This window comes from Pseudomonas sp. PDM26, assembly GCF_019219185.1.
Classification (GTDB): Bacteria; Pseudomonadota; Gammaproteobacteria; order Pseudomonadales; family Pseudomonadaceae; genus Aquipseudomonas.
The window spans coordinates 196916-212560 of sequence record NZ_JAHUWC010000012.1; the positions used below are offsets into that span (position 1 = coordinate 196916).

Below are 15645 nucleotides of genomic sequence, written 5' to 3' on the forward strand. Positions count from 1 at the left end.
GCGTGCGGCTCAAGTGCATCAAACTGGCGGGGTTCAAGTCCTTCGTCGACCCGACCACGGTGAACTTCCCCAGTAACATGGCGGCGGTGGTCGGGCCCAATGGCTGCGGCAAATCAAACATCATCGACGCCGTACGCTGGGTGATGGGCGAGAGTTCGGCGAAGAACCTGCGCGGCGAGTCGATGACCGACGTCATCTTCAACGGCTCCACCAGCCGCAAACCGGTGAGCCAGGCGAGCATCGAACTGGTGTTCGATAACTCCGACGGCACGTTGCTCGGCGAGTACGCCGCCTATGCGGAAATTTCCATTCGCCGCAAAGTGACCCGCGACAGCCAGACCACCTACTACCTCAACGGCACCAAATGCCGGCGCCGCGACATCACCGATATCTTCCTCGGCACCGGCCTCGGCCCGCGCAGCTACTCGATCATCGAGCAGGGGATGATCTCCAAGCTGATCGAGTCCAAGCCCGAAGACCTGCGTAACTTCATCGAAGAAGCGGCGGGCATCTCCAAGTACAAGGAGCGCCGGCGCGAGACGGAAAACCGCATCCGCCGCACCCATGAAAACCTGGAGCGCCTGACTGACCTGCGTGAAGAGCTCGAGCGTCAACTCGAACGCTTGCACCGCCAGGCGGAGGCCGCCAAGAAGTATCAGGAATTCAAGGGCGAGGAGCGTCAGCTCAAGGCCCAACTGTCCGCCCTGCGCTGGCAGGCGCTGAACGATCAGGTCGGCCAGCGTGAAGCGATCATCGGCAACCAGGAAGTTTCTTTCGAAGCCTTGGTGGCCGAACAGCGCAATGCCGATGCGAGCATCGAACGCCTGCGTGACGGCCACCATGACCTCTCGGAACGCTTCAATCTGGTGCAGGGGCGTTTCTACTCGGTCGGTGGCGACATCGCCCGGGTCGAGCAGAGCATCCAGCACGGTCAGCAACGTTTGCGCCAGTTGCAGGACGACTTGAAAGAAGCCGAGCGCGCGCGCCTGGAAACCGAATCTCACCTGGGCCACGACCGCACGCTGCTGCTGACCCTCGGCGAAGAGCTGGACATGCTCACCCCGGAGCAGGAAGTCACCAGCGCCGCCGCCGAAGAGGCCGCTGCCGCGCTGGAAGAATCCGAGACCACCATGCATGGTTGGCAGGAGCAGTGGGATACGTTCAACCACACCGCGGCCGAACCACGACGTCAGGCTGAAGTGCAGCAATCGCGGATCCAGCAGCTGGAAACCAGCCTGGAGCGTCTGGCGGACCGGCAGAAGCGTCTTGGCGAAGAACGCGCCTTGCTTTCAGCAGATCCCGAAGACGCGGCAATCATGGAACTCAGCGAGCAGCTCGCTGAATCCGAAGCGACCCTTGAGGATTTGCAGACCAGCGAAGAAGCTCAGGTCGAAAAGCTCGAACAGTTGCGTCAGGAACTGCAGCAGGCGCTGACGGCGCAACAGCAGGCCCAGGGCGATTTGCAGCGCCTCAACGGTCGGCTGGCTTCACTCGAAGCCTTGCAGCAAGCCGCGCTCGATCCGGGCACCGGCACCGCCGAATGGTTGCGTGAACAGAATCTTGCGAATCGCCCGCGCCTGGCCGAAGGCCTGAAGGTTGAAGCCGGTTGGGAGTTGGCGGTGGAAACCGTACTCGACGCCGACCTGCAAGCGGTGCTGGTGGACGACTTCAATGATTTCGATCTGTCCGGGTTTACCCAGGGCGACTTGCGCTTGCTCAGCCCGTCCAGCGATGGCGTACGGGTGCCGGGCAGCCTGCTGGACAAGGTCGAGGCGCAGGTCGATCTGTCACCGTGGCTGGGGCAGGTCAAGCCGGTCGACAGCCTCGAGCAGGCCCTGGCCTTGCGCACTCAACTGGCTGCCGGGCAGAGCCTGATCAGCCGCGACGGTTACTGGGTCGGTCGGCATTTTCTGCGGGTGCGTCGGGCCAGTGAAGCCGAAAGCGGCGTGCTCGCCCGTGGTCAGGAAATCCAGCGACTGGGTCTTGAGCGTGAGGAGCGCGAAGCCGCGGTCGAAACCCTGGAAACCCAACTGCAAAACCTGCGCGCGCAGCAGCGTCAGCAGGAAAATGGTCGCGAACATTTGCGCCGTTTGCTGCAGGACGAAGCCCGCCAGCAAGGTGAGCTGAAAGCCCAGTTGTCCGCCGGCAAGGCCAAGGCCGAACAATTGACCCTGCGCCGAACCCGCCTCGACGAAGAACTCACCGAGCTGGACGAGCAGCGGGCCCTTGAGCACGAAAACATCGGTGAGGCACGCCTGCAGTTGCAGGAAGCCCTCGACAGCATGGCGCTGGACACCGAGCAGCGTGAGTTGCTGTTGGCCCAGCGTGACAGCCTGCGTGAACGTCTGGACCGGGCGCGTCAGGAAGCCAGGCAGCACAAGGATCACGCCCACCAGTTGGCGGTGCGTCTGGGCTCGCTCAAGGCGCAGCACGACTCCACACGCCAGGCGCTGGAGCGTCTGGAGATGCAGTCCGAGCGGCTGACCGAAAAACGCGAGCAACTGAGCCTCAATCTGGAGGAGGGCGAAGCGCCACTGGAAGAACTGCGTCTGAAGCTCGAAGAGTTGCTCGACAAACGCATGACCGTCGACGAAGAACTCAAGACTGCACAGATCGCTCTCGAAGACGCCGACCGCGAACTGCGCGACGCCGAGAAGCGCCGCAGCCAGGCCGAACAACAATCCCAGTTGATTCGCAGCCAGCTCGAAACCCAGCGCATGGAATGGCAGGCCCTGAGCGTACGCCGCAAGACCTTGCAGGACCAATTGCTGGAAGACGGCTACGATCTCCATGGCGTACTCGCGACGTTGACCGCCGAGGCCAGCGAGAAGGATGCCGAGGAAGAACTCGAGCGCATCGCTGCGAGGATCCAGCGCCTGGGCGCGATCAACCTGGCGGCCATCGATGAGTACCAGCAACAATCGGAACGTAAACGTTATCTGGATGCGCAGAACGACGATCTGGTGGAAGCGCTCGATACCCTTGAGAACGTGATTCGCAAGATCGACAAGGAAACCCGTAACCGTTTCAAGGATACCTTTGATCAGATCAATGGCGGTTTACAGGCGCTTTTCCCAAAAGTTTTCGGTGGAGGCCGCGCGTATTTGGAACTGACGGGCGAAGATTTACTCGATACAGGGGTAACAATCATGGCGCAGCCGCCCGGAAAGAAGAACAGCACCATCCATTTGCTCTCCGGCGGCGAAAAAGCCCTGACCGCATTGGCCCTGGTTTTTGCGATCTTCAAGTTGAACCCGGCGCCGTTCTGCATGCTCGATGAGGTTGACGCGCCACTGGATGACGCTAACGTTGGACGCTACGCGCGATTGGTAAAAGAGATGTCACAGACAGTGCAGTTCATCTATATCACCCACAACAAGATCGCCATGGAAATGGCCGAGCAACTGATGGGAGTGACAATGCACGAACCCGGTTGTTCGCGTCTGGTGGCAGTGGATGTCGAGGAGGCGATGGCAATGGTGGATGCCTGAGTCGTGGTTGCAGGAAAGGGTGTTTACGGTTTGTAGGACTCTTTTACTGGCTTCGACCTGCTGGCCAATCGACATATTCGCGCTAGCCAATGTGGTAGACGGTGTAAAGTTACCTTTGGTCGTGCTAGTTTAATGTCAATTTTTCGTATACGTGGGCAAAACGCCTGTCAGAACATAGAGTTGGCGCCACGTTTTAAAGCGGTTTGCAGGTTGTAAACCCCTTATTTTTCAGCATTTTTCATAGAGGCACGGGATTACATGGAAATCGGTCTGCGCGAGTGGCTGATCGTCATCGGCATTATTGTCATTGCCGGTATTCTTTTCGATGGCTGGCGCCGTATGCGCGGCGGCAAAGGAAAACTGAAGTTCCGTCTTGATCGAAGTCTGTCCAGCCTGCCGGACGAGGAAGGCAGCACCAGCGCCGAGCTGCTGGGCCCGCCGCGCGTGCTGGACACACATAAAGAGCCGCAACTGGACGAACAGGATCTGCCGTCGGTGAGCGTGCCGGCCCGCGAGCCTCGCGAGTCGGGGTCCAAGCGCGGCAAGCGTGGCCACGGCGAACCTTCCCAGGGCGACATGAACCTCAGCCTGGATCTGGACGGCGGCCCGAGCTTCAGCAGTCGCGACGACGACTTCCCGGATGACACCAAGGCTTCGCCTTCGGTCAACGGCAAAGAACAACCGCAAGCTGAAGAAGTGCTGGTGATCAGCGTGATCTGCCGCGACGCTGCCGGCTTCAAGGGGCCGGCGCTGTTGCAGAACATTCTGGAGAGCGGCCTGCGTTTCGGCGAAATGGATATTTTCCACCGTCACGAAAGCATGGCAGGCAACGGCGAGGTGCTGTTCTCCATGGCTAACGCGGTCAAGCCGGGCGTTTTCGACCTGGACGACATCGACCACTTCAGCACCCCGGCGGTGAGCTTCTTCCTCGGTCTGCCAGGCCCGCGTCATCCAAAGCAAGCTTTCGATGTGATGGTGGCAGCGGCGCGCAAATTGTCCCAGGAGCTCAACGGCGAACTGAAGGACGACCAGCGCAGCGTACTGACCGCCCAGACGATCGAGCACTACCGTCAGCGCATCGTCGAATTCGAACGCCGCGCTTTGACCCAGAAGCGTTGATTCAAGTGGTGGGAGCGGGCTCTTGTGGTGAGGGGGCTTGCCCCCGTTGGGCTGCGAAGCGGCCCCGTTTTTTTCCAGTCGCATCTGGTTCACTGGTTTTGCGACGGCTTCGCCGCCGAACGGGGGCAAGCCCCCTCGCCACAAATGCAGCCCCTTGCCGGGCCGAAATATGAAAATTGAGCAGCCTCGGCTGCTCTTTTGCTTTATGAGAGAACACCCATGACCGCCGCCAAGAACCGTATTTTAGAGCTGCGCGCTGAGCTGGATCAGCACAACTATCGCTACTACGTGCTCGACGAGCCAAGCATTCCGGACGCCGAATACGACCGTTTGTTCAACGAGCTCAAGGCGCTGGAAGCGGCCAATCCCGAACTGATCACCAGCGACTCGCCAACCCAGCGAGTGGGCAGTGCGGCGCTGTCGGCGTTTACCCAGGTGCGTCACGAAGTGCCGATGCTCAGCCTCGGCAACGCCTTCGAAGAAACCGACATGCGCGAGTTCGATCGCCGCGTGACCGAGGGCCTGGATTTGCCAGCGGGCGACCTGTTGGGTGGCGGCGCGACAGTCGAGTACAGCTGCGAACCCAAGCTCGATGGCCTGGCCGTCAGCCTGCTGTATCAGGACGGCGTACTGGTACGCGGCGCCACCCGCGGCGACGGTACGACGGGTGAAGACATCAGCGTCAACGTGCGCACCGTGCGCAATATCCCGCTCAAGCTGCACGGCACCGGTTGGCCGGCGACCCTGGAAGTGCGCGGCGAGGTGTTCATGTCCAAGGCCGGTTTCGAGCGGCTCAACGCTACGCAACTGGAAGTCGGCGGCAAGACCTTTGCCAATCCGCGCAATGCGGCGGCGGGCAGTTTGCGCCAATTGGATTCGAAGATTACCGCCAATCGTCCGCTGGAGTTCTGCTGCTACGGCATCGGCCAGGTGTCTGCCGATATCACCGATTCCCACATCGGCAACCTCAAGCAGTTGCAAGCCTGGGGTATGCCGATCAGCCACGAACTGAAGCTGGCCAACGGCATCGCTGAATGCCTGGATTACTATCGCGACATCGGTGAGCGTCGCAATGCGCTGCCGTATGAAATCGACGGCGTGGTGTTCAAGGTCAACAGCATTGCCTCCCAGCGCGAACTGGGTTTTCGCGCCCGTGAGCCGCGTTGGGCCATCGCCCACAAATTCCCGGCGATGGAAGAACTCACCGAACTGCTCGATGTGGAATTCCAGGTCGGCCGCACCGGTGCGGTGACGCCGGTGGCACGCCTGAGACCGGTCAAGGTCGCGGGTGTCACGGTGGCCAACGCCACGCTGCACAACATGGACGAAGTCGCGCGCCTGGGCCTGATGATCGGCGACACGGTGATCATTCGCCGCGCCGGTGACGTGATTCCGCAGGTGGTGCAAGTGGTCATGGAGCGTCGTCCGGAAAACGCCCGGCCGGTGCAGATTCCCGAGCGGTGCCCGGTGTGCGGTTCCCATGTCGAGCGCACGCAGCTGATCAAACGCAGCAAGGGGCGCGAGACGGTCAGCGAAGGCGCGGTGTATCGCTGCGTCGGTCGCCTGGCCTGCGGCGCGCAACTCAAGCAGGCAATCATTCACTTCGTTTCCCGTCGTGCCATGGACATCGAAGGCCTGGGCGAGAAGAGCGTCGAGCAACTGGTCGACGAAGGCCTGGTGAGTTCGCCGGCCGATCTGTACGCCCTGACCTTCGAGCAGATCGTCGATCTGGAAGGCTTTGCCGAACTGTCGAGCAAGAACCTGCTCGGCGCCATCGAAGACAGCAAGAAGCCGAGCCTGGCGCGGTTCATCTACGCCCTCGGGATTCCCGATGTCGGTGAGGAGACGGCCAAGGTCCTGGCGCGCTCCCTGGGTTCGCTGGAGCGGGTGCAACAGGCCTTGCCACAGGTGCTGACGTACTTGCCGGATGTCGGGCTGGAAGTCGCGTACGAAATCCACAGCTTCTTCGAGGACGCGCATAACCAGCAGGTGATCGCTGATTTGCTCAGGCATGGCATGCAGATTCAGGATCAGGGCGAGTTGGGGGCCGAGTTTTCGGCGAGCACCACACTGGGTGGTTTTCTCGACAAGCTGCATATCCCCTTGGTCGGGCCGGGCGGGGCGCAGAAACTGGCGGACAAATTCGGCTCGCTGCAAGGAGTGATCGGCGCGGACTGGCTGGACATGCGTCAGGCGCTGCCGGAGAAACAGGCCAATTCGGTACGCGAGTTTTTTGCGGTCGAAGAAAATCGCCAATTGGCCGAAGCGGCCGAGAAGCAACTGGCCGATTTCGGCATGCACTGGCAGAGCGAGAAGAAGGTCGTCGAAGGCTTGCCGCTGGCTGGACAGACCTGGGTGCTGACCGGCTCGCTGGAGTTGATGAGCCGCGATGTGGCCAAGGATAAACTCGAAAGTCTGGGGGCCAAGGTAGCAGGCTCGGTGTCGGCCAAGACCCATTGCGTGGTCGCAGGTCCTGGCGCCGGGTCGAAGTTGGCCAAGGCTAATGAGTTGGGGCTGAAGGTGCTGGATGAAGAGGCGTTTGTTGAAACATTGCGCGGGTACGGCAAGGTAGATTGAGTAGCAATTCAACCTGTAGGAGCGAGCCTGCTCGCTCCTACAGGTGTTGCGTTCGACCTGGGAACGATCCTTCTTGGGAAATGATCTAGTCTTGGCAAGCCCCAGGGAGAGATCGCCATGTACCCTTTCTTCGAGCAGCTCAGCTCGCGCATCGCCGCGCCATTCTTGGGCGAGCGTTCACGCAACAGCAAGGTCTGGTCCTGTCGTTGCGGGCAGTCGTTGTTCTTTCGCAACAGCCAGTGTCTGGCTTGTTCAACGGCCTTGGGTTATCAGCCGGAGCGGAGTCGCCTGTCTGCGCTGCAACCGGGTGTACAAACGGGCACCTGGCAGCTTGATGTCGATCCCGGGGCTGGCCTGTTTCGACGCTGCGCCAACCTCGACTCCCCGGCAGCCTGCAATTGGTTGCTGCCAGCCAATGACCATGACGTCTTGTGCATTGCCTGCAGCCTCAATCGCACCATTCCTGATCTGTCGATAGCCGACAACCACGAGCGCTGGGGCAAGGTGGAAACCGCCAAGCGGCGTCTGGTCGCGCAATTGCTCAGCCTGGGGTTGCAGGTGATTCCCAAAACAGTCGATGAAGAGACTGGCCTTGCCTTCGATTTCATTGGCGTCGACCTGGAAGGAAAGCTGCCGACCACGGGCCACGCCAACGGCCTGATCACCCTCGATATCAAGGAAGCCGACGACGCTCACCGCGAGCAGGTGCGGGTGCAAATGCACGAACCCTATCGCACGTTGCTCGGGCATTTTCGTCACGAAGCCGGGCATTACTACTGGGATCGATTGATCGCCAATAGCCACTGGCTTGAGCCTTTTCGCGGATTGTTCGGCGATGAGCGCGCCAGCTATGCCGAAGCCCTCGAGCGACATTATCAGCAGAGCGCGCCGCTTGACTGGCAGCAGCACTACGTCAGCGCCTACGCCACCATGCACCCGTGGGAAGACTGGGCCGAGACCTGGGCGCATTACCTGCACATGATGGATGCGGTGGACACCGCGCTGGGCTTCGGCATGAGCGCCCGGGACATGGACTTCGACTATCAGCCGTTTCCGCTGGATACCCTCTATGATCCGCAGCATCCCGATGGCGCGGCATTTCTGTCGTTCGTCAATGCCTGGATCGAACTGGCCGGCATGCTCAATGAACTGTCGCGCAGCATGGGGCAGCCGGATTTCTATCCTTTCGTCCTGCCGTCGGCGGTGATTGCCAAGCTGCACTTCATTCATCTGGTGATTCAGCAGGAGGGTGGCCGGGCGGATGAGGTGTTGGCGCAATAGGATCAAAAGATCGCAGCCTGCGGCAGCTCCTACAGGTGTACGCCGATCCATGTAGGAGCTGCCGCAGGCTGCGATCTTTCAAGGTCCGCGCATGTCCTTGAAGCTGCTCATATTTTTTAATATCCCCGAACGGTTGTAACTTCGCCTCAGATAGGTACAATGGCGCGGCTCGCCGACAGGTGAGCGTCGTTATGGTGACCCCATCGGTCCCCCCGCAACGATCAACCGTGAACCCGGTCAGGCCTGGAAGGGAGCAGCCGCAGCGGTGACATTGTGTGCCGGGGTGTGGCTGGTGGGGTCGCCACCTTAACGCCACGCGAGTGTTCTCTCGCGTTATTTATCTGAAAACAGACTTTCGCTAGCTGCCAGGATCTTGTCCGGGGCGGTTTTTCGTCGTTTGCGGTTTATCCACAGCCGCGGGCTCGCCGCCGATATACAGCCGAACTATCGCATCGATCTCTCCAGACATTTTCATCCGCACCAGGGTGCGCAGAATGCGCTGCACCGGCACTTGCGGATCGTTGCGTACATAGCAGCCGAGATTCTGCTCCTGCAGCACCGCCACGCTGTGCAGTTGTTGGTCCGACAGCAGCCGCTGATTGAACCAGTCCAGGCTCCATTGATTGCTGACGGCATAGCGGTTGCGGCCGGCGAGGAGTTTTTCCAGCACCAGTTCCTGATTGCGTGCGTCGTCGCGCTGCAGTTGGCCGGCGTCGAACAGCGGTTGCAGGGCCGGATAGCTGTAACCCAGCACGGTGCCGATGGGTTGATCTGGCAAATCCGCCGGGTTCACAGCAGTGGGGCGCGCATTCCGGGTGATCAACAGGTCGGGCTGGGTAAAGAGCGGGATGCTCCAGAGATAATCGCCAGACTGATTGGGTAGCCACGATTGCGCGGCATAACAGCGGACATCGACTTCGCCTTGCTCCATGGCGTTTTGCACCCGCCCGCGGGGCAATACATGGAATTCGGCCGGTACGCCGACCTGGGTCGCGAGGCTGAGCATCACGTCATACAGGATGCCCTGGGTCGGTTTGTCCTGTTCAAGTTGCACCATGGGCATGGTCCAACTGTCGGTTATCACGAAGCGCAGCGGTGCTTGCGCCGCCAGGCCGTCCAGGCTGATCAACAGCAATGCCCCCAAGGCCAGCCGCATAAACACTCCGTTAATAGCCCCCGATGTGCAGCTTAGCCACAATACACGAGCGCACCGGATGCAATTTGTGCCTTGCTCCGCTAGCATTAGCCGCTTCTGCTTCCTTCGCTGCGACGGTTTTCGATGAGTTATCAGGTTCTTGCACGTAAATGGCGTCCGCGCTCGTTCCGCGAAATGGTCGGCCAGACCCATGTGCTCAAGGCTCTGATCAATGCCTTGGACAGCCAGCGGCTGCACCACGCATACCTGTTTACCGGTACCCGGGGGGTCGGCAAGACCACCATCGCGCGGATCATTGCCAAATGCCTTAACTGCGAAACAGGTATCACTTCGACCCCCTGTGGCGAGTGTTCGGTGTGTCGCGAAATCGACGAAGGCCGCTTTGTCGACTTGATCGAGATCGACGCCGCGAGCCGCACCAAGGTCGAAGATACCCGCGAGTTGCTCGACAACGTGCAGTACGCCCCGAGCCGCGGGCGCTTCAAGGTCTATCTGATCGACGAAGTGCACATGCTCTCCAGCCACTCCTTCAACGCGCTGCTCAAAACCCTCGAGGAGCCGCCACCCTACGTCAAGTTCATCCTGGCCACCACCGACCCGCAGAAACTTCCTGCAACGATTCTGTCACGGTGCCTGCAGTTCTCCCTGAAGAACATGACGCCGGAACGCGTGGTCGAGCACTTGACCCATGTTCTGGGTGTCGAGAACGTGCCGTTCGAAGACGATGCGTTGTGGCTGCTGGGCCGCGCCGCCGATGGGTCGATGCGTGATGCCATGAGCCTGACCGACCAGGCCATTGCCTTCGGTGAGGGCAAGGTCATGGCCGCCGACGTGCGGGCGATGCTCGGGACCCTCGACCACGGGCAGGTCTACGACGTCCTGCATGCGCTGATCGAAGGCGATGCCAAGGCGTTGCTCGAAGCCGTCCGCCACCTGGCCGAGCAAGGCCCGGACTGGAACGGCGTGCTTTCGGAAATTCTCAATGTGCTGCACCGCGTTGCCATCGCCCAGGCGTTGCCGGAAGGCGTCGATAACGGTCATGGCGACCGCGATCGCGTGCTGGCACTGGCCCAGGCCCTGCCGGCCGAAGACGTGCAGTTCTACTACCAGATGGGCCTGATCGGCCGCCGCGATTTGCCGCTGGCGCCGGACCCCCGGGGCGGTTTTGAAATGGTGCTGCTGCGGATGCTGGCGTTCCGGCCCGCAGACACCGCGGATGCCCCGAGGCAACCGCTAAAGCCAGTGGGGATCAGCCAGGCCACAGTTGATTCCGCAAACTCAGTGGCTGCCGCGCCGGTTGTTGCGCCGGTAGTCGCTGCGGCCGTTGCACCGATAGCGGCGGCGCCAGCGCCTGCACCGGAATCGGAACCGGTTGCGCCGGTCGTTGTACCTGTTCCAGAGCCTGCGCCTGTGGTTGAAGCGGTCGTGGTCGAAGAAGTTGTCGACTTGCCGTGGAATGACCCGGTCGAGCCCGCGCCCGTTCAGCAAACGGCGGTGGAGCCTGTACTGGAAACCGTCAGCGATCAACCCGAATTACCGCCGATGCCGTTGCCGACGTCGGACAGCGTGGTGCCGGACGCCCCGGAGTGGGCCGCCGCGCCGATCCCGGAACCTTCGGTGGCCGATGTCGATTCCGCGACGCCGGGCATGGACCTGGATGACGAGCCGCCGCTGGACGAGGATTACATCGAGCCGGACATGGATTCGGCCTACAGTTACCTCGACGAGCTGGCCAGCGAGCATGCCGCCGACCCGGCTCCTGAGCCCGAGCCTGAGCCCGCGGCAATGCCGGCCACCGGTCTGGCCCTGCAATGGCTGGAGCTGTTTCCGAAATTGCCGATCTCCGGCATGACTGGCAGTATCGCCGCCAACTGCACGCTGATCGCGGTGGATGGCGACAATTGGCTGATGCACCTGGACCCGGCCCACAGTGCCTTGTTCAACGCCACTCAGCAGCGTCGCCTGAACGATGCGCTGAACCAGTATCACCAGCGCACGCTGACCCTGAGCATCGAGCTGATCAAGCCCGAGCAGGAAACCCCGGCACAAGCGGCTTCACGTCGCCGCGCCAACCGTCAGCGCGAGGCGGAGGAATCGATCCACGGTGATCCGTTCATCCAGCAAATGATGCAGCAGTTCGGTGCGGTGGTCCGTAACGATACTATTGAACCTGTCGACGCCCTGGTCACTCAGGGCTAATAACTGAAGGCGTTCGGCCGCTTGGGCCGGGTGCTGTTTTGATCCAAGTACTTTTGAGGTGATTACCATGATGAAAGGTGGCATGGCCGGCCTGATGAAGCAGGCGCAGCAGATGCAGGAAAAAATGGCCAAGATGCAGGAAGAGCTGGCCAACGCCGAAGTCACCGGTAAGGCCGGTGGCGATATGGTCACCGTGGTGATGACCGGTCGTCATGACGTCAAGAGCGTGACCATCGACCCAAGCCTGGTTGAAGGCATGAGCGAAGACGACAAGGAAATGCTGGAAGCGGTCATTGCGTCCGCGGTCAACGATGCCGTGCGCAAGATCGAAGCCAACAGCCAGGACAAAATGGGCAGCATGACTGCCGGCATGCAACTGCCGCCGGGCATGAAACTGCCATTCTGATTCGCCTTCAGGCGGCAGATGAGTTACAAAAATGCCAGGCATAGCGCCTGGCATTTTTGTTTCTGGCATTGGAAATGTGGTGTCTGGAATGCCGCCATCGCGAGCAGGTCGGATCGCCGCACCGTCGCTCCCACAGGGGATCGCATTCCAAATGTGTGCGAGCCTGCTCGCGAAGAGCTCACCCTGGTCCAACTGAAAACACATCGAACGCCATACCGCCACAAAGGTCTGCTCCCTATATCACCGAGCCCCATCGATCACAGGAGACGCTGCCATGTCCGACCCCATGACCCTCAATCAACGCATTGTCCTGGCTTCACGCCCGATAGGCGCGCCAACGCCGGAAAACTTTCGCATGGAGCGGGTGGCGCTGCCGGACCTGGCCGACGGTCAGGTGCTGCTCAAGACCGTTTTTCTGTCGCTGGATCCCTACATGCGCGGACGCATGAGTGACGCACCGTCCTACGCAGCACCGGTGGAAATTGGCGAAGTCATGACCGGTGGCGCTGTCAGCCGGGTCGAGCGCTCGCTCAATCCGAAGTTTCAGGAGGGTGATCTGGTGGTCGGTGCCACCGGTTGGCAAAGCCACAGCATCAATGACGGGCGCGGCATCATCCCCGTGCCATCGGGATTGCCAAGTCCTTCGATGGCCCTTGGGGTGCTGGGGATGCCGGGCATGACCGCGTATATGGGGCTGATGGATATCGGCCAGCCCAAGGCCGGCGAGACCCTGGTGGTTGCAGCGGCGTCCGGGGCGGTGGGTTCGGTGGTCGGCCAGGTGGCGAAGATCAAGGGCTTGCGTGTGGTCGGCGTGGCGGGTGGTGCGAAAAAGTGCCGTTATGTGGTCGGCGAGTTGGGCTTCGACGCCTGCATCGACCACAGGAGCCCGGATTTTGCTGAGGAACTGGCGCAAGCCTGTCCCAAGGGGATCGACATCTACTACGAAAACGTCGGCGGCAAGGTATTCGACGCCGTGGTGCCGTTGCTCAATCCCAAGGCGCGGATTCCACTCTGCGGCCTGATTGCCTCCTATAACGCCTATGAAGCGCCGAGCGGGCCGGATCGCCTGCCACTGTTGCAGCGCACCCTGTTGACCAAGCGGGTGCGCATCCAGGGCTTCATTGTGTTCGATGACTATGGTGATCGCCAGCCGGAATTCCTCAGTGCCATGGCACCTTGGGTACGCGATGGCAAGGTGAAGTTCCGCGAAGACGTGGTCGATGGCCTGGAGCAGGCGCCAGATGCGTTCATCGGCATGCTGGAAGGGCGCAACTTCGGTAAATTGGTGGTTCGGGTTTCCCGTGACTGAGTAATTGACGCTGCAATTTGACGCTCAACCGAGGCGCGGGTATAAACCGCGTCTCGTTGTTTTGTCGGACTTTTCCACCATGAGCTTCAGCCCTTTGATTCGCCAACTGATCGACGCCCTGCGAATTTTGCCCGGCGTGGGTCAGAAAACCGCCCAGCGCATGGCATTGCAGTTGCTCGAGCGTGACCGCAGCGGCGGCTCGCGACTGGCGCTGGCCCTGAGCCAGGCCATGGAAGGGGTCGGTCACTGCCGCTTGTGCCGTACGCTGACCGAAGATGATCTCTGCCCGCAATGCGCCGATACCCGTCGCGACGACACCTTGCTCTGCGTGGTGGAAGGCCCGATGGACGTCTATGCGGTGGAGCAGACCGGTTTTCGCGGGCGTTATTTCGTGCTCAAGGGGCATCTGTCGCCGCTCGACGGCCTGGGGCCGGAAGCCATCGGCATTCCGCAATTGATGGCACGGATCGAAGAGGCCGGCACTTTCACCGAAGTCATCCTGGCCACCAACCCGACCGTGGAAGGCGAAGCCACCGCGCACTACATCGCCCAATTGCTCAGCAACAAAGGCCTGATCGCCTCGCGTATCGCCCATGGTGTGCCGCTGGGTGGTGAGCTGGAGCTGGTGGATGGCGGCACGCTGGCGCATTCGTTTGCCGGGCGTAAGCCGATCACTCTGTAATTTGTGTTGTTCGGGCTGACGCCATCGCGAGCAGGCTCGCTCCTACAGATTTTGTGTACGCCGCAATACCCTGTAGGAGCGAGCCTGCTCGCGATAAGGGCACCTCGGTCTACCTGATTCACACAATCCTGTTGAAAACCAAGCAAGCGCTCGGTTAACTTCACTGACCCCTTCAGTGGAGCTCGACGATGTCTGCCTTTCAGGAATACTTCGACCCCAGCCACCAATTGGTCCGTGACAGCGTCAGACGTTTCGTCGAGCGCGAGATCCTTCCTGATATCGAGCAGTGGGAAGAAGCCGAAAGCTTCCCTCGCGAGCTCTACCTCAAGGCCGGTGCAGCGGGGATTCTCGGAATCGGTTACCCCGAAGCCTACGGAGGCAGCCACGAAGGGGATCTGTTCGCCAAGGTGGCCGCCAGCGAAGAGTTGATGCGCTGCGGGTCAGGCGGGCTGGTTGCCGGCCTGGGCTCGCTGGATATCGGCTTGCCGCCCATTCTCAAGTGGGCCCGGCCGGAAGTGCGTGATCGTGTGCTGCCGCAGGTGCTGTCGGGAGAGAAGATCAGCGCCCTGGCCATTACCGAACCCGGCGGCGGCTCCGACGTCGCCAACCTGCAAACCCGTGCCGTGCGCGACGGCGATTTCTACCGGGTCAGTGGCAGCAAGACCTTTATTACCAGCGGTGTGCGTGCGGATTTCTATACCGTCGCGGTGCGAACGGGTGAGCCAGGTTTCGCGGGCATCAGCCTGTTACTGATCGAGAAGGGCACGCCCGGTTTCACCGTAGGGCGGCAGCTGAAGAAAATGGGCTGGTGGGCGTCAGACACGGCCGAATTGTTCTTCGATGATTGCCAGGTGCCCGCAGGAAATCTGATCGGCACCCAGAACATGGGCTTTGCCTGCATCATGGGTAATTTCCAGCGCGAGCGTCTGGCCCTGGCATTGATGGCCAACATGACCGCACAACTGGCGCTGGAGGAGAGCCTGAAATGGGCGCGCCAGCGCGAAGCCTTTGGCAAACCGATCGGCAAGTTTCAGGTGATCAAGCATCGCCTTGCCGAGATGGCGACCGCGCTGGAAGTATCCCGGGAGTTCACTTACCGCCAGGCTGCGAAAATGGCGGCGGGGCAGAGCGTGATCAAGGAAATTTCCATGACCAAGAACTTTGCTACGGATACGGCAGACCGGATCGTCACCGATGCGGTGCAGATACTCGGTGGGCTGGGTTACATGCGCGAGAGTCTGGTGGAGCGGTTGTATCGGGATAACCGGATCCTGTCGATTGGCGGCGGGACGCGGGAAGTGATGAACGAGATCATCAGCAAGCAGATGGGGCTGTAATGCAAAAGGTCGCAGCCTTCGGCAGCTCCTACAGGATCAAAGCCATCCCAATGTAGGAGCTGCCGAAGGCTGCGATCTTTTGACCTTT

Annotated in this window: 10 protein-coding genes and 1 other RNA gene; 10 read left to right on the forward strand and 1 reads right to left on the reverse strand. The window is 60.9% G+C overall.

What is annotated here, in order from left to right:
- The first annotated feature begins 2 nt into the window (after positions 1-2).
- From smc to ffs, 5 genes are all read left to right on the forward strand, one after another.
- Positions 3-3491 carry a chromosome segregation protein SMC gene (gene smc / locus KW849_RS22905; protein ID WP_218431383.1) on the forward strand — a complete coding sequence of 1163 codons (3489 nt, stop codon included), beginning with the start codon at positions 3-5 and terminating at the stop codon, positions 3489-3491.
- Between the two features lie 258 nt (positions 3492-3749).
- Complete coding sequence (zipA, locus tag KW849_RS22910) at positions 3750-4610, forward strand: cell division protein ZipA (protein WP_218431384.1); 861 nt, start codon at positions 3750-3752, stop codon at positions 4608-4610.
- A 219-nt stretch (positions 4611-4829) separates the two neighbouring features.
- Positions 4830-7187: an NAD-dependent DNA ligase LigA gene (ligA, locus tag KW849_RS22915; protein ID WP_218431385.1), complete on the forward strand. Its 2358-nt coding sequence runs from the start codon at positions 4830-4832 to the stop codon at positions 7185-7187.
- Between the two features lie 117 nt (positions 7188-7304).
- On the forward strand, positions 7305-8468 hold the full coding sequence (locus KW849_RS22920; RefSeq protein WP_218431386.1) for a putative zinc-binding metallopeptidase: 1164 nt from the start codon (positions 7305-7307) through the stop codon (positions 8466-8468).
- Between the two features lie 201 nt (positions 8469-8669).
- An RNA gene (gene ffs, locus KW849_RS22925) (signal recognition particle sRNA small type) lies at positions 8670-8766 on the forward strand.
- Between the two features lie 60 nt (positions 8767-8826).
- Here ffs and KW849_RS22930 read toward each other — a convergent pair.
- Positions 8827-9624: an ABC transporter substrate-binding protein gene (locus tag KW849_RS22930; RefSeq protein WP_218431387.1), complete on the reverse strand. Its 798-nt coding sequence runs from the start codon at positions 9622-9624 to the stop codon at positions 8827-8829.
- 123 nt (positions 9625-9747) lie between these two features.
- On the opposite strand from KW849_RS22930, the gene dnaX reads away from it, so the two are divergent.
- The 5 genes from dnaX (at position 9748) to KW849_RS22955 (ending at position 15557) form a co-directional block, all read left to right on the forward strand.
- Positions 9748-11823 carry a DNA polymerase III subunit gamma/tau gene (gene dnaX / locus KW849_RS22935; protein WP_218431388.1) on the forward strand — a complete coding sequence of 692 codons (2076 nt, stop codon included), beginning with the start codon at positions 9748-9750 and terminating at the stop codon, positions 11821-11823.
- A 67-nt stretch (positions 11824-11890) separates the two neighbouring features.
- Complete coding sequence (locus tag KW849_RS22940) at positions 11891-12229, forward strand: YbaB/EbfC family nucleoid-associated protein (protein WP_007971455.1); 339 nt, start codon at positions 11891-11893, stop codon at positions 12227-12229.
- Positions 12230-12503: 274 nt separating this feature from the next.
- Positions 12504-13538 carry an NADP-dependent oxidoreductase gene (locus KW849_RS22945; RefSeq protein ID WP_218431389.1) on the forward strand — a complete coding sequence of 345 codons (1035 nt, stop codon included), beginning with the start codon at positions 12504-12506 and terminating at the stop codon, positions 13536-13538.
- Positions 13539-13617: 79 nt separating this feature from the next.
- Positions 13618-14220, forward strand: coding sequence for a recombination mediator RecR (gene recR / locus KW849_RS22950; protein WP_116261740.1), 603 nt, complete (start codon positions 13618-13620; stop codon positions 14218-14220).
- Between the two features lie 188 nt (positions 14221-14408).
- A complete protein-coding gene (locus KW849_RS22955; protein ID WP_218431390.1) occupies positions 14409-15557 on the forward strand; it encodes an acyl-CoA dehydrogenase family protein in 1149 nt (382 codons plus the stop codon).
- Positions 15558-15645 lie beyond the last annotated feature (88 nt).